The organism is Dawidia soli (assembly GCF_018598185.1).
Classification (GTDB): domain Bacteria; phylum Bacteroidota; class Bacteroidia; order Cytophagales; family Cyclobacteriaceae; genus Ohtaekwangia; species Ohtaekwangia soli.
The window spans coordinates 13,909-36,736 of record NZ_JAHESC010000014.1 but is presented as its reverse complement, the minus strand read 5'-3'; the positions used below and the strand labels follow the sequence as shown (position 1 = coordinate 36,736).

Below are 22,828 nucleotides of genomic sequence, written 5' to 3'. Positions count from 1 at the left end.
GGACTGGCGGCTTAAAAACAGTGTGAGTGTGAGAGCGGGAGCGAAGAAACGTGTTCTGTTTTTTCTTCGCTCTCACGCTCACACTTTTAGAGCTATTGAGTTATCGGTAAGATTATATAGAAAGTGGACCCTTGCCCGGGTGTCGAGTGGGCGTAGATCTCGCCTTTGTGGTTCATGACGATCTTTTTGCAGAGGGCCAGGCCGATGCCGGTGCCGGGGTAGGACTGGCGGTCGTTGAGGCGTTGGAAGATGACGAAGATTTGCTCGGCGTATTCTTCGGAGAAGCCTATGCCGTTGTCGGCGAACTCGAGTTGAACGTAGGGACGGCCGGGGTCGATCTCGGGGTGTGTTCTTACTTCGGTTTCGGCGAGCGTGCGTGCGTGGATGTGAATGAGCGGCGGCCGGTCTGTTGCCACGAACTTGAGCGCGTTGCTCATGAGGTTGGTGAAGAGCTGGTTGAGTTGCAAGGGTATGCCCCGGATAACCGGCAGCGGATCGACGCGCACGGTGGCTTTCTTTTGCTCGATCAACAGCTCGAAGTCATTGTGTACGTTGGCGACGATCTCGTTGAGGTCGACAGCGGTAAAGATCTCGCCTTCGCGCGCGAGCTGCGAGAAGTTGAGGATGCTTTTGATGAGCGCCTGCATGCGGGTGGAGGCGGCGGTAATTTTGGCGAGGTAGCTGTCGGCGCGCTCGGGCACCGTGCCCAGGGCGCTGCGCAACATTTCAGAGAAGGTGGCGATCTTGCGCAGCGGCTCTTGCAGGTCGTGCGAGGCGACATAGGCAAACTGCTGCAGCTCGATGTTGGAGCGTTTGAGATCACGGGTGCGCTCTTCGATCTTGCTTTCGAGGCTTTCCTGGAAGATCTTTTGATCGTGCACGTCGGTACAGGTTCCGACCCACATCGTCAATTCATGATGCGCGTTGAAGATCGGCACTCCTTGTGTGAGGTGCCAGCGGTATTCGCCCCAGTTCTTCTTATACCGGGCTTCGTATTTAAAGGGATGGTGTAATTGTATGGAAGTGTTCCACTCGGCCAGGTACCCCGCGACATCGTCGGGATGGACGACTGCCAGCCAGCCGTTGCCTTCGCCGTCGTGGGGTCGCTGGCCGGTATAGTGATACCACTGCTCGTTGAAGTATGTGGCTTCGCCGGCAGGGTTGGTCGTCCAGGCCATTTGTGGAAGCGACTCGAGGATCGACTGCAGGTAGTCGCGCGCCTCTTCCAGTTTTTTGCGGGCGGTGACACGGTCGTTTACATCGAGGATCATGATCATGACCCGATTGTCCTCGGTGTCGGGGTCGTTGATCGGCGCGTAAGCCAGGTCGACAAATATGCTTTGCAGTACACCGCGCCGCTTTAGCCGCAACGGTATTTCTTTTATGTTGTGCGGCAAGCCGGTTTGCATGGCGTGTGCCAGAGCCGCCTCTAATTCCGGCGTATGCCCATCGATCAATACTTGCCAGAGCGGTTTGCCGAGATAGTCTTCGCGGGCGCTGCCGGTCCACTCGAGGTAAGCGTCATTGACGATCTCGATGGTAAAGTTTTCGTCTTTGACGATGATGATGGCGGCGGGAGTTTCGTTTATGAGCGCGCGAAAATTCCGCTCGTTCTCGATCAGCTCTTTCTTCGCCAACACGGAGTCCGTCACATCGACGGCCATGTGATGGATGCCGTAGATCACGCCCTCGGTATTGCGCAGGGCCTTGTAGGTATAGTTAAAGTAAAAGTCGCGGAGCTTGCCATCTTCAAACAGCTGTGCCCGGTCTTCGCGGCCTTCATAGGTCTGGCCGGTGGTATAGACGGCTTTCAGCCGATCGATGAAGGGCTGCCCTTTAAGTTCGGGGATAGCTTCTTCAATGGGCTTGCCCGTGATGGACTTGTCTTTATCCCAGAACTTCAACATCACGTCGTTGGCATACCGGATGCGGATCTCCGGGCCCGTGTAGAGTGCGGAGCCGACCATGGAGGTTTCGGTGATGAGCGTGCGGAACCGCTCTTCGCTTTCGCGCAGCACGCGTTGCGAAGATTCGTTGGCCAGGCGGATCGCTTGCTGTGCCTTTTCTTCGGCTTCCGCAACTTTCTTGCGTGCTTCGACCTGGTCGGTCACTTCATAGCCCATGAGTAATACAGACCTGATGGTGCCGTCGGCGGCACGCAGGGCTTTGGCCATAAAGTTGGCATACACCACGCGGGTCGTGCCGTCGGCTTCCTGGAGGTAAACCTTATTTTCCCGGCCTTCATACCCCTGGCCCGTGCGGTAAACTTCGGTAACGGCCTGGTAGGCGGCTTGTCCGGTAAGCTCGGGCATCGCATCGAGCAACCGCTTGCCGATGATAGAAGCATCTTTGCCCCAGAGCTTTAGCGTAGCATCATTGGCCAGTTCGACGATCAGGTCGGGGCCGGTGAGCAGGGCGGTGGAGACGGGTGCTTCCTTGAGGAGATATTGTAATCGTTCTTTGGATTCCTCCATGTCGGATGAGGCTAGTCTGTTCGGGTGGCCGGATCATGTCGCGAAGCGGTAAATTAAAAAAACTATGCCGTAGATCACAGGCTATTTGGTGATTTGAGAGAGGAATGCAGCGGTTTTTGTATCTTGCTCTTGTTATTATGAACTGTTATGAACGCACTACAATACCCCAGTAAAAAAGGCGTGCTGACCGGCAGCATCATGGCCGGCGTAGTGTTATTCCTGATCGGTGGAATGGTGCTGCTGCCCTTTCATGACAAACCGATCGCGTATGTGCTGATGGCGCTGCCGATCGGGTTGATAGCATGGACGTGGTTCGGTACGTCCTATACGCTCGACGCCACCCACTTGTATTTTACCTCGGGGCCTTTTCGCGGGAAGATCGCGTTGACAGACATCACGCAGCTGACGTGCGGTGAAACGATGTGGGCCGGCTACCGGCCGGCTTTAGCGCGTAAAGGTATCGTTGTGCGTTATGGCCGTTGGAACGAGATCTATATCTCGCCCAGAGATCAGGAGGCCTTTGTCGCCGAGCTGGCGGAGCGCAATCCGAAAATTGCGATCGTCGTTAAGAAATGATGAGAGGTTTACCGGGCGATAACCTGGTAGCTCTTCTGGCCAGACCCTTCTACTTCGCGGATCACGCGGCTTTGTTGCAGCTCGTGCAACATCTGGTTCATGGTTGCTTCGTTTTCGGCACCCAGGTGGGCGAGTAGTTCCTGGTATGTCTTGATGTCGTTGGGGGCTTTGCGGAAACTTGTGATGAAGTTCAGAATATCAATTTTTCTCATGGACGTTGGCCGGTTTGGTCGGCTACAAGGGCCGACATCAATCCCTATGCCATACGGAAATGTGCCCTTCCCCGGCGTTAATCCGCATGTGTCCGCCCACGGCTGTCCGCAGTCGGTCAATGTCTGCGCGCTTGCGAGCGATGTGGTCAGGATGGCCGTGCCTTTGTGCGCAACGACGACTCGCGGATGATCAGCTCGGTCTTGAGTATGCGCTGCATGGGAGCGTAGGGTCCTTCTTCCTGTTCGATCTCCTGTAATAAGAATTGCACGGCAGTCTTGCCGATCTCATCGAGCGGTTGCGCGAGTGTTGTCAGCGCCGGGTCGATGAGTGCGGACGTGGGCTCGTTGCTAAAACCCACTACGGCCAACTCAGCGGGTATGCGAATGTTGCGGCTCTTGGCGACGAGGAGCAGCTGGATCGCCGCCGGGTCGTTGACGGCAAAGATGGCGTCAGGCGGTTGCGGCAGATCGAGCAGCCGGCGGGCGCAGGTTTGTGCGCTGGCATTGCTGAGGTCGTAGTATACGATCAGCTCTTCGTCGATGGGCAGGTTGTGGTCGCGCAGGGCGTCGAGGTATCCTTGCAGCCGCTCGCGGCCGATCTGCAGGTTTTGCGGGCCGGCCAGGTGCGCAATGCGGCGGCAGCCTTGCTGGATGAGGTGTGTCACGCCTTTATAAGCGCCGTCGTGATCGTCGACCAGTACTTTGGAAACATCCAGCCCTTCGCAGATGCGGTTAAACATCACGAGGGGGATACCCGCCTTTTGAAACTTGCTGAAATGTTCGAGCGTTTTTGTTTCCCCGGTAACGGAGGCGATGACCCCGTCTACGCGGCTGGCCAGGAGCACCTGCGTGTTGGCGATCTCGGTCTCGAGCGACTCGTTGCTTTGGCAGATGATGACGTGGTAGCCCGCGGGGTTGGCGACTTGCTGCGCGCCGATGATGATATAGGGAAAAAAGCTATTGATAAACTCGGGAACGATGATGCCGATGGTATAACTGCGGCTCCTGGCGAGGCCGAGGGCGAGCAGGTTGGGTTGATAGTCGAGCTGTACGGCCATGTCGAGTACAGCCTTGCGCGTGTTGGCGTTGATGTCGGAGTGACCTTGCAGCGCGCGCGACACGGTGGATTTTGAGATGTTCAGGGCGCTGGCGATATCCATGATCGTCGTCTGGTGACGGCGGTGCAGGGCCGGTGCTTCGGGCTCGGCGTGGGTGGGTTGACTGAAATAACAGTCGCAGCGCTTACAGTAGTACCGTTGTTTGCCGCGCACGATGCCCGCTTTTGCAATGGCATCAACATCCCCGCATTTAATGCACTTGACCATGTTCAGATTTAGGCTCGGAAGGACCAGGGTCTGCGGTCATCCACCATGAAAGTAACGAAAATATTCCGGCTTCAGAACGTCGCTATCGATTGAAATTTTTACCGTGGTAACGATTACAAAAACTACCGGGAGCGCTTTCGCAACCGGTCTCGATAGTTCCTGGAGGTCAGTTTCAATCGTTAGCAATCAGTTTTTTGAATGCTTCCATTACTTTTCCGGTCACAAACAACACACCTATGAGAAAAAACTCTACAAACCTGCAGGTCCTGTTACTGGGGTTCCTGCTTTATTTTCTGGTCAGCCCCGGCCTCGTCTACGGTCAGGGGGCCACGGTGCGGGGGAAGGTGAGTGCGGAGACGGGCGAAGCGCTGCCCGGCGTGAACATCGTTGTAAAAGGATCGTCGCGGGGTGCTACCTCCGACGCCAATGGCGAATATGTATTGCAAGACCTCAAGCCGGAAGATGTACTGGTATTTTCCTTCATCGGCTACACGGCGCAGGAGATCACCGTCGGCCAGCGCACCACCCTCGACGTGGTGCTGGGCGCCGACATCGAGACGCTGAACGAAGTGGTGGTCGTGGGGTATGGCACGCAGCGGAAGATCGAGACCACGGGCTCCATCGCTTCCGTGAAATCGGACGACATCGTGCAAACGCCGGTGACCAACGTTGCGCAGGGCCTGCAATCGCGGGTGGCGGGTGTACAGATCACGCAGAACTCGGCGGCGCCGGGGGGTAACATCAGCGTGCGCATCCGCGGTACGAACTCCATCAACGGTACGTCTGAGCCTCTGTACGTCGTGGACGGCATACAGATCTCCAACACGGGGGGCATTACGGATGTAAGCCCGCTGTCGATGATCAACCCGAACGACATCGAGTCGGTTGATATTTTGAAGGACGCTTCGGCGACGGCCATCTACGGCGCCCGTGGTGCGAACGGCGTGGTGCTTATTACGACGAAGCGCGGCAAGGCGGGCTCCACCCGGGTGACGTACGACGGTTACTACGGCGTGCAGGAGGTTCGCAAGAAACTCGACGTGCTGAATGCCACCGAGTTTGCGCAGCTGGAGAACGAAATATACAAGACGGCCATCTATGCCGACCCGGCGTCGGAAGGCGAAGGGGTAGACTGGCAGGACCTCATCTTCCGCTCGGCGCCGATGCAAAGTCACCAGCTTTCGGTGAACGGTGGCAGCGAGAAAACGCAGCTGGCGCTGTCGGCCAACTATTTTGACCAGGACGGTGTCATCATCAACTCGGGGTTCAAGCGTTACTCGTTGCGCCTGAACATGGACCACCGCGTGAGCGACCGCGTCAAGATCGGCACGAGCATTATGGGCAGCAGTACTGTCAACCAGGGCATTCCCACCGGTACCCAGGACGTTGGTAATGCCGACGTCGTGACGGCGAGCATTGTCGGGGCCGCCATCGGGGCGCCGCCTACGTTGAAGCCTTACCGCGACGACGGCACCTTGTTCCCGTTTGCCGAACAGCGCGACGGCCGCTACCGCGAGGTGACGAACCCGCTGGGGCTGGCGTCCGTGAAGAATGAAGACAAGATCCAGCGTATGTTGGGCAACGTCTATGGCGAAGCCACGCTGGTAAAGGGGTTGACGTATCGCGCCTCGTTCAACGTCGACCTCCAAAGCGGCTTGCGCGATTATTATTCGCCGCGGTATATCATTGCGACGAAAGACCTGAACGCCAGCTCGGGCAGCGCGAAGAAGACCAATACCAACAACGTGATGCTGCTGCACGAAAGCATCCTGACCTACGAGCAGCGCCTGGCGGTAAACCACAGCCTGAAGTTTACGGGTGTGTTTGCCACGCAGTCGACACAATACCGTGAGAATTATACCATCGGCAACGGCTTTCCGAACGATGCCACGACCGACGAGGCCCTGCAACTGGCCACGAGCGTGTCGACCTCCAGCAAGCGTACAAAGGAGCGCCTGGACTCGTACATGGGCCGGATCAACTACGGGTATAAAGACAAGTATTTCTTCGACGTCACCGCCCGGGTAGACGGTTCGAGCAAGTTCGGGGAGAACTACAAGTATGGTTTCTTTCCCGCGGCGTCGTTCGGCTGGCGGATCATTGAAGAAAATTTTATGCAGGCCATTCCGGTTATCAGCGACCTGAAGCTGCGCGGCAGCTATGGACTGACGGGAAATGCGGGGGCGATCGATCCGTACAAGTCCCTTCCGCTGCAGGGACCGGGGAGCGATTACCAGCTCAATCACACGTATGTAAAAGGCATCAGCCCGCTGGGGCTTTCCAACCCCGACCTGCGGTGGGAAAAGTCGTTGCAGGCTAACTTGGCGTTGGATGTGAGCTTGTTCAACGACTGGCTGAACCTGACGGTGGAAGTATATAAAAAGAAAACAACGGATTTGCTGTATGAAAAGACACTGCCGCTGTCGTCCGGCTACGGTACGATCATGACCAACCTGGGGGGTATTGAAAACAGAGGCATCGAGCTTTCGGCCAACGCCCGCATCCTGGACGGTGATTTGAAATGGAATGTGTCGGCCAACTTTACCGCCAACCGCAACGAGGTGACGGACATTGACGGTGGCGTGACGAAAGAACGATTCATTACCAGCTATACCTTGTTGAAGGTCGGCCAGCCGCTGGGTGTCTTTAAAACGTATCTGTTTAACGGCATCTACCAGACGGGCGAGACGATCATACCCGGTGCCGACGGACGCATCGGCGGCACGAAGGTGGTGGACTACGATGAGAACAATCTGATCACCGCTGGTGACCAGGTTATCACCGGCAATCCCAACCCCGATTTTATATTCGGTTTTTCCACCAACCTGGCGTATAAGAGCTTTGATCTGAGCGTGTTCCTGTCGGGCACGTACGGCAACGATGTATACAACGTGAGCCGAGCCTCCTTTGAAAATCCGTTGGGGCAACGAAACCTGCTGCAGGGTGTCGTAAATCGATGGACGCCGGAGAATCCGAACAACGAGTACGCCGGCGCCTTGCAGGCGGGCCGTTTGCCGATCACCAACCGGTTTATTGAAGACGGCTCCTACCTGCGGTGCAAGAACGTCACGCTGGGGTATGTGTTGCCGGCGATCAAGGGTATCAACCGGGCGCGGATCTATGTCAGCGCAAACAACTTGTTTACGGTCACGGACTACACGGGGTATGATCCGGAGGTAAACACGTTTGCCGGGCAGAACACCGCGATCGGTATCGACAACCTGGTGTACCCGTCGTCGAAGTCGTTCCTGGGAGGTATACAGGTAACATTCTAATCGGAAGCATTCGCAACAGAACATTTTAATAAAAGCTATATGAACCATATTCTCAAGGCTTTTCTTCTCACCGGCGGCGTAGCGCTGGCGCTCGTGTCGTGTGAGCTGCAAGAAGAAGTTTATTCTTCCATTTATACCGCGAATTTTTATAAGACGGCGTCAGACGCCGAGGCGGCTATTGCCGCGGCGTACGACCCTATTTCAGATATGTATGGCGGGCCGGCGGCGTTGCTGTCGTCGGATCTGAGCGCCGATCAGACCTACCCGCGGGTGGCGGTGTCGCGCAATACGTTGACATTATTCTCGTACGACGCGAACTATACCGCCCAGCGCACGGCGGGACGTATAAACGAGTCGCCGCAACAGATCTGGACGTCGAGCTATGATGGCATTGAAAAGTGCAACTGGGTCATTGAAAAGGTGCCCGGTACACAGATGGATGCCAATCGTAAAAAGGAGATCATCGGCGAGGCCTACTTCCTGCGGGCATTTTACCACTGGACGGTCACGAAGAACTTTGGGGATGTGGTGGTAAAGACAAAAGCCAGCGATGTGGAGGCCAATGCGTATGTGGGCAAGAGCGCAAAGGCGGATGTATATGCACAAATCTATATCGACCTCGATTCGGCGGTGGCAAAGTTGCCGGAGCATTCCGCCGGATTGGTGAAGGGCCGTCCGTCGAAGCAAGCGGCGCTGGCGTTGTACGCCAAAGCGGCGCTGTACAACGAAGACTGGCCGACGTCACTGGCGAAAGCAGAGGCCGTGATGGCCAACGGCTACCTGACGCTGATGGACAGCGTACGCGATATTTACGATGTGGCGAAGGAAGATATTGCCCGGATGGAAAACATCTTTGCTTATGAAGCGGAGTCGATCAACTCGGTGTCGGGCTCTACATCGTCGAAGTCACACCAGATGACCGGTCTGTGCGGCCCTCCCGGAAATGCCGCGCCGGCGTATGGAAAGACCACGTATGGTTCGTTCTTTGCCTATCAGGCTTTCTTCAATTCGTTTGACCCGCGCGACCGTCGGCGGGGCATGCTCGATACCGCGTACGCAAAGTCGAACGGCGATATTGTGCACCAACAGAATATCACCCCGGTAACGAAGGACGCCGTGCTGGTGAAGAAATACCAGGACCCGGTGTCGCCGACGGGCGCCACGACGAACAACATTTCCATCCTGCGCATAGCGGATGTATACCTCATAGCCGCCGAAGCCGAGGCGCGTGGTCAGCAGGCTGCTACGCAAAAGGCATACGACTATATCAACGCGGTTCGCCGCCGGGCGATGATCGACGATCTGCCCGCGGGCATGGGCCTGCCGGACTTTACGGCGGCGGTATTGCAGGAGCGCTCGTGGGAATTCTTCGCCGAGGGCGACCGTTGGTACGACCTGACGCGCACCAATACGTTTATGGACGTGATACCGGATGCGGTCAACAGCTACTACCCGGAGCGGCACCCGGAAGCCAAGCACCGGTATTTTCCGATCCCGCAAGATGAGATCAATGCCAATACAAAGCTGGTACAAAACGATCCCTGGAAGTAAGGGGTACAGCACATGCGGATCCTGTTCACACTTTGGGTTTTACATATGGTAGGGTTGGGCTATGCCCAGGACCTGCAGCTATACCTGCTGGCGGGTCAAAGCAATGCCGTGGGGCAAGGTGACAGTGCCTTGTCCCCCGCTTGCTCCGCGGGCACGGCGTGGGAGTATATTGCCACGCGCGATGCGCTGGTGGTGCTAAGGGATCCGTTTGGGCAGGATGAGCTGCATTTTCAGCGGGCGCATACAGGCAGCCTGGCACCGGCGTTAGCGGAAGCGTTGTATCGCCGCACGGGTAAGCCGGTGGTGCTGGTGGCCGCGGCCCGGGGTGGCAGCGCGTGTCACACACTGGCCGAGCTGAACGACTACGGCACGTGGGATGTGCAGGGGCGTCTGTTGCTGATGCCATTCGCCATTCAAAAGGTCCAGGCGGCGGAGCGGAAGACAGGCAAGCGTCTGCAGGGCGTTGTGTGGGTGCAGGGCGAGCGCGATGCGAACGCCATAACGATGGAAAGCTTACTGCCGGGCAGTACCGGCAGGCACTGCAACGTGTCATTGCGCGGTTTCGCGAGGCATTTGGGAAGGAGCTTCCCTTTTATATTGTACAGACCGGGTATTATACCGGTCATCCGCACACGGGCTTTGATGCCGTGCGGCAAGAGCAAGAGGCCGTGGCGGCCGCGGATCGCCATACACAGATCGTGTACCGCGGCACCACATCTTTTGCCGACCAGGGATGGATGCACGACGCCATTCACTATAATCAAACAGGTTTAAATCATATCGGCGCCGCGGTAGCGGAGGCCCTTGTAAACAATTATCGTCCATGAAGCTTAGGTATCTATTGATCGTCTTTTGTTGTCTTCCGGTTTGTCTTTTAGCCCAGCAACGCACGGCCTTGCACGGCGAGTGGAGCTTTGCGCTTGACCCGGTACAGGTAGGTGAACATCATGCATGGTACAGGCCCGATTTTCCCCTGACCCGTTGGGACAAGGTAACGGTGCCGCATTGTTTTTCTGTCGACCCGCGGTATATGCTCTACACGGGCACGGCCTGGTATGTAAAGAAATTTCAGCACGCGGCAATACCGGCCGGGCATCGTGCATACCTACGCTTTGAGGCCGTGTTCTACAAAGCCCAGGCATGGCTGAACGGGCAAAAGGTAGGCGGGCACGAAGGGGGCTATACGCCGTTTGAGTTGGATATCACGGCGGCGTTGAAGGGTGAGAACACCCTGGCGCTGCAGGTGACCAATGCGTGGGACACCACGACAATTCCCGGCGCGAAGACCCGCATTGCGGATACGGATGAAAATACGGGCCAGCTCTTTCCATGGATCAACTACGGCGGCATTACCCGCGAGGTGTATGTCATCGTACGGCCGGAGGTATATCTACAGAATGTAAAGATCACGACAGATCCCGATCTTACCCGGAAGACGGCGAAGGTATCGCTGGCGGTGCATGTGCGGAATACCGGCGGCCGCGCGGCGAAGCCGGCCGTACAGATAGCGTTGTATCGTGCCGGGAACAAGGTGCCGGTCAAGATGTCGGTAAAAGTGCCGGAGGTACCGGCGGGGGCGACGACGGTCGTGCAGGCGGAGGCGGTGCTGCCGGCGAAAGAGGTGAAGCTGTGGTATCCCGATGACCCGGTACTGTACCAGGCGGAGATCATTACCGGTACAGATACGTTGTCGCGCATGTTCGGCATCCGGCAGGTGGCGGTACAGGGCACGCAGCTGTTGCTGAACGGTGAGCCTATCCGCATGGGCGGCTGCAACCGGCCGCTGGACTATCCGGGCTATGGCTCGATGGACCCGGCGGTGGTATTGGAAAAAGATCTGACGCTGATCAAGAACGGCAGCATGGAGCTGTCGCGCATCAGCCACTATCCCGTGTCGACGCAATTGCTCGATTGGGCCGATGCCCATGGTTTGCTGATCATTGCCGAGGCGGGCAACTGGCAGCTGACGCCCAGGCAGATGGCGGACCCCGCCATGCGGGCGCGGTACCAGGCACAGCTGCGCGAGATGATGGAGCGCGACTGGAACCACCCGTCGGTAATTGCGTGGAGCGTGGGGAACGAATATCACTCGCATAAGCCCGAGGGACAGGCCTGGACGAAAGACATGTATGCCTATACCAAGTCGATCGACGCCTCGCGGCTCGTAACGTTTGCCAGCATGTTTGTGTTTCGCGACATCATTCGCACGCCGGAAGATGAAGCATCGCAGTACGTAGACTTTGTCAGCGCCAATATCTATGGCGACCACCTCAAGAACTTAAAACACATACACGAATTATATCCCAACAAGCCGGTATACATAAGCGAGTTCGGCTTGCGCACCGACGGTGTGAAAGACGAGCAGGACCGTGTGCGGCACCTGCAGAAGGCCATGCAGGATTTTCGCCAGTGCGATTTCCTGGTGGGTGCGTCGGTATGGACCTTTAACGACTACATGAGCCGGTTTCCCGGCACCAATCCCAATGGCTACCGGCCGTGGGGGCTGGTGTCGCCCGAGCGTGACCTGCGCGGCATGTACCGGGCATGGCAGGAGGAGTTTGCACCGGCCACCCTTTCGGTACGGGTGTCGGGTACGCAGGCGTCTGTGACGGTGACGGCGCGGAACGATTTTCCGCGCTACACACTGCGCAACTACACGGTACAGTGCGGAGGCAAGTCCGCCATGATCGATATGCTGAAGCCGGGCGAAAGCAGGACGCTTACCCTGGAGGTTGCACCGGGTGCGGCCGATGTGAGCCTGGTGAAGCCGGGTGGCTTTGTCGTGGTTAAAAAATCCATTCATCCTTAAACGTTCAACGGTAACATGATTGTATCGGAAAGTATAGCTTCCAGATCGCTGCGGCAGGATGTGCTGTCGGCGGACCTGGTCATTGTGGGCGGAGGTTTGTCGGGTGCCTGTTGTGCGATCACCGCGGCGCGCGAAGGTCTGAAGGTTGTCCTCGTACAGGACAGGCCCGTGCTGGGGGGTAATGCCTCCAGTGAAGTGCGGCTGTGGGTGCTGGGTGCGACGTCGCACATGGGCAACAACAACCGGTGGTCGCGCGAGGGCGGCGTGATCGATGAGATCCTCGTCGAGAATATGTATCGCAACCCCGAAGGCAACGCGGTGATCTTTGATACGGTGCTGTTGGACAAGGTAATGTCGGAACCGAACATTACCCTGCTGCTGAACACGGTCGTGATGGAGGTTACAAAAGCAGGAGACGCGATTGCTTCGGTACGTGGTTTTTGCAGCCAGAACTCCACGGAGTATGTGTTAAAGGCTCCGCTGTTCTGCGACGCCTCCGGCGACGGGGTAGTGGGTTTTCTGGCGGGGGCTGCGTTTCGAATGGGGGCGGAGACGCGCGAAGAGTTCAACGAACAGTTTGCGCCGGAGAAGGAATATGGTGAGCTGCTGGGGCACTCCTTGTATTTCTATAGCAAAGACGTGGGCAAGCCTGTCAGCTTTGTTCCACCGGCCTATGCCTTGCAGGATATTACCCAGATTCCCCGCTACCGCAGGTTCAATGCAAAAGAATACGGGTGTAATCTTTGGTGGGTGGAGTACGGCGGCCGGTTGGATACGGTGCACGACACCGAGACGATTAAATGGGAGCTGTGGCGCGTGATCTATGGCGTGTGGAACTATATCAAGAACTCCGGCAAGTTTCCCGAGGCGCGTAACCTGACGCTCGAGTGGGTGGGGACGATCCCCGGTAAACGGGAGAGCCGCCGGTTTGAGGGCGACTATATCTTAACACAGCAGGACATTGTCGAGCAGCGGCCGCAGGAAGATGCCGTGGCATTTGGCGGGTGGTCGATCGACCTGCACCCCGCAGACGGTGTGTTCAGCGAGCGGCCGGGATGCAATCAGTGGCATGCCAAGGGTATATATGATATTCCGTATCGCAGCTACTATAGCCGCAATGTCAAGAACCTGTTCCTGGCGGGGCGGATCATCAGCGTCAGCCACGTGGCGTTCGGATCGTCGCGGGTGATGGGCACGAGCGCCTACGGGGGCCAGGCGGTGGGCATGGCGGCGGTGTTGTGCAAGCAGTACGGTGTGCTGCCCGCCGAATTGCCGGCGAAAGGTCTGGTGCCCGCGCTCCAGCAGCGGCTCATGGCGCGGGGCCAACATTTACCGCACCGGCGCCTGCACGATGCGAAGAACCTGGTGAACGAAGCGACGCTTCAGGCCTCGAGCACGCTGTCGCTGCAGGCGTTTCCCGAAGGCGAGCTGCGGCCGCTGGACCCCGCGGTGGCACAAATGCTGCCGCTGCCGGCAGGGCCCATGCCGGGCGTATCGTTCCACGCGTATGCCGAGCAGCCTACTACGTTGGAAGTAGAGTTGCGGGTGAGCAGCAAGGCCGGTAATTATACGCCGGATGTGACGCTGGCCGCGGTGCGCAAGGAACTGGCGGTGGGCAAGAATTGTGTCGACCTCGCGTTTGACGTTTCCCTTCCGGCAACGGCGTATGCCTTTGTTGTATTTCGGAAGAACCCACTGGTGAAAGTGCCTTTCTCTTCGCAGCGTGTAACGGGGGTGCTATCGGTATTTAATCACATCAACGAGGCCGTATCGAATTATGGCAAGCAGACACCTCCCGACGACATTGGCATCGATGCTTTTGAGTTCTGGTGCCCGCAACGGCGCCCGGGCGGGCAGAATGTAGCACTGCGGTTGTCGCAGCCGCTAACATGCTTTGGCGCCGAGAATATCCGGAACGGCATCGCCCGGCCGGTAGATGCACCCAACGCGTGGGTGGCCGACAGCAAGGATGCAAACCCGGCGCTCACGCTCACGTGGGATGCGCCCCGTACCTTTCGCACGGTGGTGTTAAAGTTTGATACCGACTTCGACCACCCGATGGAGACGGTGCTGATGGGACATCCGGAGCAGGTGATGCCCTTCTGCGTGCGGCAGTATACATTGCGCGACGAGCACGGTGCCGTGCTGTATCAACGTGAAGGGAATTATCAGACGCAGAACGTGATCCGGTTCCGGGAGCCGGTAACGACACGTTCGCTGACGTTAACCGTGGCCCACCCGTCGGCGGAAGTACCGTCGGCCGTATTTGAAATACTGTGTTATGAAGATTGACATGAGCAGGATCGTATCGATGAGCGTTTTGATCACGGCGCTCGGTGTGGCGGGCTGCCAGCAACGGGACGTAAGCCTTGGCAATGACCGGCTGCAGCTGCACTGGAAGCAGGAGGCAGATGGCTGGCACGCCACGGGCGTGCAGGTGCGAGTCGGGAATGCCTGGCAGGACGCCGGCACGCCGGATGGAAGCTATACGTTGTTATATAGCGAGCAGAAGCCAGACAGCACCCCCACGGTATTTAAGACCAACACGGGCGTGCCATTTCCCGAGCCGGTGTATAAATATCAGCAAGGCTTTTGGAAGGACGCGACCTCGCCGGTATCGTTGAACACGGCGGGCGAGGCGGTAACAGCCTATCCGTCGGACGTGCGGGAAGACGGTAAGCACCTGGTATTTACCGTCGACAACGCCTGGGCGAGCATCACGGCATCGTGGGCGTTGGACGAGCGGTTTCCGAACGACGTGGTGGTAGAGCATCAATGCATCGTCAAGAAACCGGGGTATTATTCCTTTGCTACGCCCACGCTGGCGACAGTGGCGGAAGACGATATGGCGTGGGCCACGGTGCCGGGGTATTTCCAGGGCGACTCGATCCAGCCTGACTTTATCCGGGCATATGCGTATGGGCAGGGCGTGCCGGCGCTGCCGGTGATCTATCGCGAGCGTTGTGCCAGCACACTGGCGGCGATCATCGATACGAAGCAGTCGGTGTCGCTTGCGGTGATACCCCGTCCGGGGCTGGGCCGCGATCCCTGGGCACACGATCACATCACACACGCGGACTGGAACATCGGGCTGTCGCACCGCAACCGTGCGGGGGCCTTATCACCTTCGCTTTATTACCCGGTACTGGGTCAGAAACCTTCCCGCCTGGCGGCCGGCGACACGGTAAAATTCTCCTATCGCTATAGTTTGCGCGAGGGTACCTGGTACGACCAGGTGAAACACACGGCGAATGATGTATATCAATTCAAGGAAGCATTGGCGTTGCGGCAGAACAAACAATCCCTGACGCACCGCATCGAGGCGATGTACCGCTACCTGACCGATACAAAAACGTCGATGTGGCATGTCGAGTCTTTTGAGGGCCGACAGATCGGGGGTCAGTCGTATCTCGGCGGCGTGGTAGGCTCGCAGGGTGATGCGATCAAGAACTCGGACTACGGTGCGATGTGGATGCTGGCCAGGGCTACCGATGATCCGGCGTTGCAAAAGCAGGTATTGCCCTATGCGCTTAATTTTAAACTGGCGCAACAGCAAACGACGCCGGGCTTCTTTCAGGGAGCAGCCGTGGGACAATATTACCTCGCCAAGCGCAAGGTATTTGTAGAGGAGTGGGGTGAGTTTGTCGAGCCGGTGAGCCTGACGTACTACACCATGCTGGACGATGGAAACATTTTGTTATTCGAACCCGATCACAAGGTCTTGCTGGAGCGCTTACGCCTGGGCGCGGAGCTATTGTTAAAGTGGCAACAACCGGACGGCAGCTGGAAGGTGGCGTATGACCGGAAGACAGAGGAGCCATTGTTTCAGGACATTGACGATCTGCGACCGACGTTCTATGGGTTGATCGTGGCGCATCGCATTTTGAAAGATCCTAAATACCTGGCGGCGGCGGAGAAAGGTGCGGCGTGGTTTATACGGCACGGCGTAGAGAAGGGACACTTCATCGGGGTGTGTGGCGATGCCCGGTATGCCCCCGACTTTGCCACGGCCCAATCGGCGCAAGCTTTGTTAGACCTGTATGACATTACCGGTAAAAAGGAATACCTGGAGGCGGCCCTGCAAGCGGCGCGCATCTATACCACGTCTGTTTATACGCACCCCATTCCCAGCCGGCAGCCGAAGATCGTATACGGCACGCCGCGCGAGGATTGGGAGATCTCACAGGCAGGGCTAAGCTTTGAGCATGGCGGCATTATGGGCTCGGCGCAACGCCAGGGGCCGATACAACTGGCGAGCCATGCGGGCTTGTTTGTACGGGCATTTCAACTGACGCAGGATTCCTTGTTCATAGACATGGCCCGTGCGGCAGCGATCGGGCGCGATGCCTTTGTGGATTCCACGACGCGTGTGGCCTCGTATTACTGGTACGCGATGAACAAGGGGGCGGGACCGTATCCGCACCATGCATGGTGGCAGATCGGGTGGATCACGGATTATTTATGGGCGGAGGCGCAGCTGCGCTCCGCGGGCGACATTTCGTTTCCGCGCGGTTTTGTGACGCCGAAGGTCGGTCCACACCAGAGCTACGGTTTTGTGCCCGGTACCATCTATGGAGATCTGGCCGACCTCGTGATCCGGCCGGGGCTGGTCGTGTGCGACAACCCGTCGGTGGAGTATCTTACAGCATATTCTGCTTCCAAAAATCGTTTGTTTATTATACTATTGAATGATCTACCCACGGCGCAGCATGCACCGGTGGCGATACACGTGGATGCGTGGAAGCCCGGCACGCGGGTAAAGGCGGTGACGTCGCTGCCGGGTGGGCAGTCCGTGGCGGCCCAGGATGGGCCGACGGTCGACGTTTCACTGCCGCCGTATGGCCTGACCGTGTATGCGCTGGATCTTCAATGATGTTTTTCAATCTCTGATTTCATGGTACAATTGGATTTTATTGTCATGGCGGTATTTGCCATGTTGATCTTTGCGATCGGGCTGGCGTTTACCCGCACGGGCAGCAAAAGCAGTCAGGCGTTTTTTGAGGCGGGGGGCGAGACGCCCTGGTGGATCAACGGTCTGTCGCTCTTCATCAGTTACTTCTCGGCCGGTACGTTTGTGGTGTGGGGGTCGATCGCCTATAAGCACGGTCTCGTGGCAAATACCATTCAGCTCACGATGGCCATCAGCGGGTTGATCGTGGCGGTGTTTATCGCAGCCCGGTGGAAACGGACGGGCACGCGCACGGCAGCGGAATATATCGGTATCCGGTTCGGAACGAAGGCGCAGCAATTTTATACCTATCTTATCCTGATCCTGAGCCTGGTCAACACCAGTGCCGTGCTCTACCCGGTGGGCAAGATGGTATATGTGGCGACGCCGTTTTCGCTGGAGGCCTGCATCATCGGTATCGGCATCCTGATCGTATTGTATACCGCGGCCGGCGGGCTGTGGGCGGTATTGGTGACGGACGTCGTGCAGTTTATTATTTTGATGGCGGCGGTGTTGATCGTTATACCGGCGTCGTTCGCGCAGATCGGAGGCGTTAGTAGTTTCTTTCGCCAGGCTCCGGCCGACTTCTTTGAGCCGTTCGCCAATGATTATACCGCCGGTTTTATGCTGGCCTTTATCGGCTATCAAACCGTTTACATCGGTGGGAACTGGTCGTATGTACAACGGTATACCAGCGTGTCGAACGAGCGCAATGCGAAGAAGGTGGCGTATCTGTTTGCTTTTCTGTATGCGTTGAGCCCGATCATCTGGATGCTGCCGCCGATGGTATACCGCATCATCAATCCCGGCTTGCAGGGGTTGGAACCGGAAGGCGCGTATATGATGCTCTGCCAGCGTGTATTACCGGCGGGGTTGATCGGCCTGGTGTTGTCGGGTATGATCTCCGCCACGTCGAGCAAAGCGAATACTACGATCAACCTGTCGGCTACGGTGTTCGCCCAGGATGTATACCGCAGTGTGTTCCGGCCGGATGCTTCGGAGAAGGAGCAGATCCTGGTGGCGCGGCTTTTCACGTTACTGTTTGGCGCCGGAACGATTGGCGTGGCGCTGTTGGTGCCGCTGGCGGGCGGCATCGTGGAAGTGGTGTTGAGCATCGCGGCCATTGCGGGTGGTGCCTTGTTTGCGCCGATCATCTGGTCGTTATACTCTTCCCGACAAACAGCGTTCTCGGTCGTGTTCACTACGATCGTGGCGTTGGTCGTGAGCTTATCGTTCAAGGTATTGCTGCCGGCACTCGCGGGATTTAAACTGGATCGCTCGGTGGAGACCCTGCTGGGCGTGGGATTGCCGCTGGTCGTGCTGGGCATCTTTGAATACTATTATTATAGCCAGGGCATAAAATCGCCGCGCGCATTAGCCATGCAACGAGCAGCAGCATTGGAGCCGCCGGCGGTTCAACAGTTACATCACGAGGCCGCGCAGCAGCAGAACCGGTTTGGTATTACCGTCATTACCGCGGCGGCGGCCTTTGTCGGTGCAGGCATTGCATTGCTGGGCGTGCTCGCCGGCGGTAACATGACCGTGGTGGCGGTGGGCAGTATCATTTTTCTGCTGGCAGGCACGGCGCTGTATCGCTATGTGCTGAAGAAGGCGTAGATTATTCCCATGCGTCGAGCAGGCGCCGCACGACGATGATCTCGCCCGTGTGATAGGCGTTGTGGTCGGCAATGAGCAATGCTTCGCGCAGCAGGTTTTGTCCGTCGCCGTGCTCAAAGGGTTCGAGCAGGTCGCGCTTGGGGTTCTTCAATAGATTAAAGAAACGCGTGCGGTCTTCTTCGATCTGGGCCAGCGCCTTTTTCCAGGCATAGTCGCTTACTTCGTCCGGCACTTCTTCGGGCCAGTAACCTTTGGGCCACGGGGGCGACTCGTGCGTGGCGGAAGAACAGAACTCTACAATGTCCCATTGGGTGATGCGCATGTGCTCGACGAGTTGCCAGATGCTATAGGGCAGTGACCGGGGCGTACGTGTGCGGAGCGCTGCGGGCAACCGCGCAACGGACTCTTCGAAGGAGACGTGGGCGTTGCCTTTTTGAATGCATTGGATCAGTTCGGTGACGATGGTTTTGCGTTGGGCCGTTTCCATGGTTGATCGTTTAAGATAGTCTATAAAAAATCTTGCCTTCGCTAAAGCTCCGGCGGGCAGGCTCGCCTACCGGAACTCAGCGAAGGCAGGGCGTTAGTGTGCGTTTTAGCACATCCCAATCTTTTACCGGTTATCCGGCCATTCATTCTTCTGACGCAATCGTTGTTTGAAATCGTCTGTCGGTAGAAGATGTTATCTTAAAATTCCAATCCCTATGCCCAACCCAAAACCTTATTTTGCTCTCTTTATTCTTTCGCTGTGGCTGTTGCCGCTTTTTACCCACGGTCAGCAGCTTCGTATTTTAACCAATCACCTGGGCTATGAGGCCTTGGGGCCTAAGCATGCCGTGGTGCAGGGTAAGGCCGGCGACGGTGTAACGACTTTTCAGGTGAAAGACAGCCAGACCGGTGCGGAAGTTTTTTCCGGCACGGTGGCCCAGGTGGGCCCGGTGCAGAAGTGGAAGGACTGGCACTTCTGGACACTGGACTTTGACGGCGTAACCCAGGAGGGTTCTTACTATATAGAGTGTACCACGGGCAAGGGCGTGATCCGCTCCTTCCCGTTTGTGATACAGACCGATGTGTTGGAACGCAACACCCTTTCAAACGTAGTCTATTATTTTAAAGGACAGCGGTCGTCGGGGTTGCTCGACAAAGCAGACCGCAACCTGAAGCTGGAAGATACCAACACGATCGTGGATGCGCACGGTGGCTGGTTTGATGCCACCGGCGACTATGGCAAACATATTTCGCATTTGTCGTTCTCCACCTATTTTAATCCGCAGCAAATATCGCTGACGGCGTGGGGTCTTTTTAAGACGTATGCTTTGCTGGACGCCCGTGACAAGACTGCCTTTAAACAATATAAACGCCGGGTGCTGGACGAGGCGATGTTTGGTGCCGACTACCTGGTACGTGTGAAAAACCCGAAGGGTTCGTTTTATCGCTCGGTATCGGGACACGGACCGGAGAAGCGCCCGGAAGATCGCAAGATCGGTAAGGACTCAAAGGGCTATGCGATCAAGACGATCGATACCAAGGACAAAACAAACCCCGGCAACATCGAACGTGTGTCCAGCCAGGCTACGTACGAGGTGAGCTATCGTGCGGGCGCGGGTCTCTCCATTGCCGCCCTGGCGATGGCCAGCACATATCCCGTATCGGGCGATTATACGGCGGCCGACTATCTGCGCACGGCGGAAGAAGCCTTCGCTTTTCTGGAAAAGAACAATATATACTATACCAATGACGGTAAGGAAAATATAGTGGATGACTATTGTGCGCTGATGGCTGCCACGGAGCTATACAAGGTCACGAAGAAACCCCTGTATAAACAAGCGGCGGACAAACGTGCCCGGAACCTGATGGGCCGTTTGGTGACATCCGGTACCTATCAGGGCTCATGGCGTGCCGATGCGGCCACGCGTCCGTTCTTCCATCCGTCGGATGCAGGCCTGCCCGTCGTGGCATTGTTGAATTATGCGCCGATGGCCGACGAGGCCGTGCGCAAGGAAGTGCTGGCCTGTGTTAAGAAGTCACTGACATATGAATTACAAGTCACGGGCGAAGTAAACAATCCCTTTGGTTATGCCCGGCAACTGGTGCAGAACAAAGAAGGGGTGAAGCGTACTGCCTTCTTTTTTCCGCACGATTCGGAAGCGGCGCCATGGTGGCAGGGCGAGAATGCGCGGCTTGGTTCACTGGCTGCCGCGGCCCGGTTGGCCACACCGTTCTTTGCCGGCGACGATGCCTTCCAGCGCAAGCTGCAGGCATATGCGTGGGATCAATTGAACTGGGTGCTGGGCTTAAATCCGTATGACGCCAGCATGCTGCATGGCATGGGGCGCAATAATATTGCCTACATGTTCTTCGGCACATATCAATATACCAATGCGCCCGGCGGCATCAGCAACGGCATTACCGGCGGGTACAGCGATGAAGCCGATATCGATTACGACCTGAGCTACCTCAAGACCGGGAAAGATGACGACTGGCGTTGGGCCGAGCAGTGGCTGCCGCATGGAGCATGGTACCTGGTGGCGGCGGCCGTAGGTCAATAAGACGTTTACGCGGCGTTATTCTTCCAGGATAAAGGTATGCGGACTGGTTTCGCTATAGAAACGCTGGCTGTAGTTGTCCCATGTGCGCATGCCTTCGCGAATGTCTTTGATGTCTTCTACTTTCGATTCTGCGAGGATGTTCGTTCCCAGCATTTTATCGACGGCCAGACGTTCCTCCCATTCTTCGTTGGTGTAGAAGGTGACCTTTACGTATCCTTTGCCTATGACGCGGCTTACCATTTTCATAGGCGCAAGCTACTAAAAAACGACCGTTCACATACGCTCTGTGGACTTCTGCCAAACTTTCGCGAACTTCCACGCAAACAAGCATATTCAACCACAACTATTTTCCACTATGGAATACAGACAACTTGGCGGCTCGGGACTTCGCATTCCCGTCCTGAGCTTTGGTACAGCCACTTTTGGTGGGGGCAATGAATTCTTTAAGGCCTGGGGCTCGACACAGGCGGCGGAGGCTACACGCATGGTAGATCTTTGCCTGGAGGCCGGCGTGAACCTGTTTGATACGGCCAATACCTATTCGCGGGGCTTGTCGGAAGAAATCCTGGGAGCCGCCATCAAGGGGCGGCGCGACAAGGTGCTGGTCTCGACAAAAGCAACGTTCCCCATGGGCGACGGCGTGAACGACTTTGGTTCTTCGCGTCATCACCTGATCCGTCAGTGCGAAGACAGCTTGCGCCGGCTCGGCACCGACTGCATCGACATTTACCACATGCATGGTTTCGATGCCAACACGCCGGTGGAAGAGACCCTCAGCACGCTTAACACGTTGGTGCAAAGCGGCAAAGTGCGGTATATCGCGTGCTCTAACTTTTCGGGGTGGCACCTTATGAAGTCGCTCTCTGTTTCTGAACGCTACGGCTGGGCGCGGTATGTAGGCCACCAGGCGTACTACTCGCTGCTGACCCGCGACCTGGAATGGGAGCTTATGTCGCTGGGTGTCGATCAGAAAGTGGGTACGTTGGTATGGAGTCCGCTGGCGTCGGGTTTGCTGAGCGGCAAGTACCGGCGCAACCAGCCGGTGCCGAAAGAAGCGCGTGTAGCCCAGGGGGGAAGCCCTGTGCCGGCGCATGCCACCCCCGACGAAGTACTATACAAGGTGCTCGACGCCCTGGATGAAGTCGCGGCCGAGACGGGCAAGAGCGTCGCGCAGGTATCGTTGAACTGGCTGTTGCAGCGTCCCACGGTCTGTAACATTATCATCGGTGCCCGTACAGAGGAGCAGTTAAAACAAAACCTGGCCGCCGTGGGGTGGAACCTCACGACCGACCAGGTTAAACGACTGGACGAAGCCAGCGCCATGCCGACGGCTTACCCCTACTGGCATCAACGCGACCACGCCATGCTGAACGCAGCACCCGATCTGTACTGACCTAACGTTACCAAACCTAAACCATCAATATTTGCTGTGGAGTGATCACTGTGGTGCCGGCGCCATCGCACCGGTACCGCAGTTTTCAAGTATTACGAGGGA

The 22,828-nt window shown here is 57.1% G+C and carries 15 protein-coding genes; 10 read left to right on the top strand and 5 right to left on the bottom strand.

Going from position 1 to position 22,828, the window contains the following annotated elements; genetic code table 11:
• Positions 1 to 92: 92 nt before the first annotated feature.
• Positions 93 to 2,474 carry a PAS domain-containing sensor histidine kinase gene (locus KK078_RS11300; RefSeq protein WP_254090383.1) on the bottom strand — a complete coding sequence of 794 codons (2,382 nt, stop codon included), beginning with the start codon at positions 2,472 to 2,474 and terminating at the stop codon, positions 93 to 95.
• A 147-nt stretch (positions 2,475 to 2,621) separates the two neighbouring features.
• Between KK078_RS11300 and KK078_RS11295 the strand changes: the two genes are divergently transcribed.
• Complete coding sequence (locus KK078_RS11295; RefSeq protein ID WP_254090382.1) at positions 2,622 to 3,050, top strand: PH domain-containing protein; 429 nt, start codon at positions 2,622 to 2,624, stop codon at positions 3,048 to 3,050.
• Between the two features lie 8 nt (positions 3,051 to 3,058).
• Here the strand turns inward: KK078_RS11295 and KK078_RS11290 are convergent, their stop codons facing one another.
• Positions 3,059 to 3,262, bottom strand: coding sequence for a hypothetical protein (locus tag KK078_RS11290; RefSeq protein WP_254090381.1), 204 nt, complete (start codon positions 3,260 to 3,262; stop codon positions 3,059 to 3,061).
• Positions 3,263 to 3,408: 146 nt separating this feature from the next.
• On the bottom strand, positions 3,409 to 4,587 hold the full coding sequence (locus tag KK078_RS11285) for a LacI family DNA-binding transcriptional regulator (protein ID WP_254090380.1): 1,179 nt from the start codon (positions 4,585 to 4,587) through the stop codon (positions 3,409 to 3,411).
• A 236-nt stretch (positions 4,588 to 4,823) separates the two neighbouring features.
• Between KK078_RS11285 and KK078_RS11280 the strand changes: the two genes are divergently transcribed.
• Genes KK078_RS11280 through KK078_RS11250 form a run of 7 tightly spaced genes read left to right on the top strand, consistent with a single transcriptional unit; the run spans position 4,824 to position 18,787 of the window.
• Complete coding sequence (locus KK078_RS11280) at positions 4,824 to 7,862, top strand: SusC/RagA family TonB-linked outer membrane protein (protein WP_254090379.1); 3,039 nt, start codon at positions 4,824 to 4,826, stop codon at positions 7,860 to 7,862.
• A gap of 39 nt (positions 7,863 to 7,901) precedes the next feature.
• Positions 7,902 to 9,413 carry a RagB/SusD family nutrient uptake outer membrane protein gene (locus KK078_RS11275; protein WP_254090378.1) on the top strand — a complete coding sequence of 504 codons (1,512 nt, stop codon included), beginning with the start codon at positions 7,902 to 7,904 and terminating at the stop codon, positions 9,411 to 9,413.
• A 12-nt stretch (positions 9,414 to 9,425) separates the two neighbouring features.
• Positions 9,426 to 10,187, top strand: a complete 762-nt coding sequence (locus KK078_RS11270) for a sialate O-acetylesterase (protein WP_254090377.1) — start codon at positions 9,426 to 9,428, stop codon at positions 10,185 to 10,187.
• A 49-nt stretch (positions 10,188 to 10,236) separates the two neighbouring features.
• On the top strand, positions 10,237 to 12,222 hold the full coding sequence (locus tag KK078_RS11265) for a glycoside hydrolase family 2 protein (RefSeq protein WP_254090376.1): 1,986 nt from the start codon (positions 10,237 to 10,239) through the stop codon (positions 12,220 to 12,222).
• Positions 12,223 to 12,237: 15 nt separating this feature from the next.
• Complete coding sequence (locus tag KK078_RS11260; protein WP_254090375.1) at positions 12,238 to 14,514, top strand: FAD-dependent oxidoreductase; 2,277 nt, start codon at positions 12,238 to 12,240, stop codon at positions 14,512 to 14,514.
• A complete protein-coding gene (locus tag KK078_RS11255; protein WP_254090374.1) occupies positions 14,504 to 17,095 on the top strand; it encodes a glycerophosphoryl diester phosphodiesterase in 2,592 nt (863 codons plus the stop codon). Before KK078_RS11260 ends, KK078_RS11255 begins: the two co-directional genes overlap by 11 nt.
• 21 nt (positions 17,096 to 17,116) lie before the next feature.
• On the top strand, positions 17,117 to 18,787 hold the full coding sequence (locus KK078_RS11250) for a sodium:solute symporter family protein (RefSeq protein ID WP_254090373.1): 1,671 nt from the start codon (positions 17,117 to 17,119) through the stop codon (positions 18,785 to 18,787).
• 1 nt (position 18,788) lies between these two features.
• On the opposite strand, the gene KK078_RS11245 is transcribed toward KK078_RS11250, so the two are convergent.
• Positions 18,789 to 19,274 carry a DinB family protein gene (locus KK078_RS11245; protein WP_254090372.1) on the bottom strand — a complete coding sequence of 162 codons (486 nt, stop codon included), beginning with the start codon at positions 19,272 to 19,274 and terminating at the stop codon, positions 18,789 to 18,791.
• Between the two features lie 214 nt (positions 19,275 to 19,488).
• On the opposite strand from KK078_RS11245, the gene KK078_RS11240 reads away from it, so the two are divergent.
• On the top strand, positions 19,489 to 21,333 hold the full coding sequence (locus KK078_RS11240; RefSeq protein WP_254090371.1) for a glycoside hydrolase family 9 protein: 1,845 nt from the start codon (positions 19,489 to 19,491) through the stop codon (positions 21,331 to 21,333).
• A gap of 15 nt (positions 21,334 to 21,348) precedes the next feature.
• Here the strand turns inward: KK078_RS11240 and KK078_RS11235 are convergent, their stop codons facing one another.
• Positions 21,349 to 21,579, bottom strand: coding sequence for a hypothetical protein (locus KK078_RS11235; RefSeq protein ID WP_254090370.1), 231 nt, complete (start codon positions 21,577 to 21,579; stop codon positions 21,349 to 21,351).
• 109 nt (positions 21,580 to 21,688) lie between these two features.
• Between KK078_RS11235 and KK078_RS11230 the strand changes: the two genes are divergently transcribed.
• Positions 21,689 to 22,726 (top strand): aldo/keto reductase, encoded by a 1,038-nt coding sequence (locus KK078_RS11230; RefSeq protein ID WP_254090369.1) that lies wholly within the window; start codon positions 21,689 to 21,691, stop codon positions 22,724 to 22,726.
• The last annotated feature ends 102 nt before the right edge of the window (positions 22,727 to 22,828 follow it).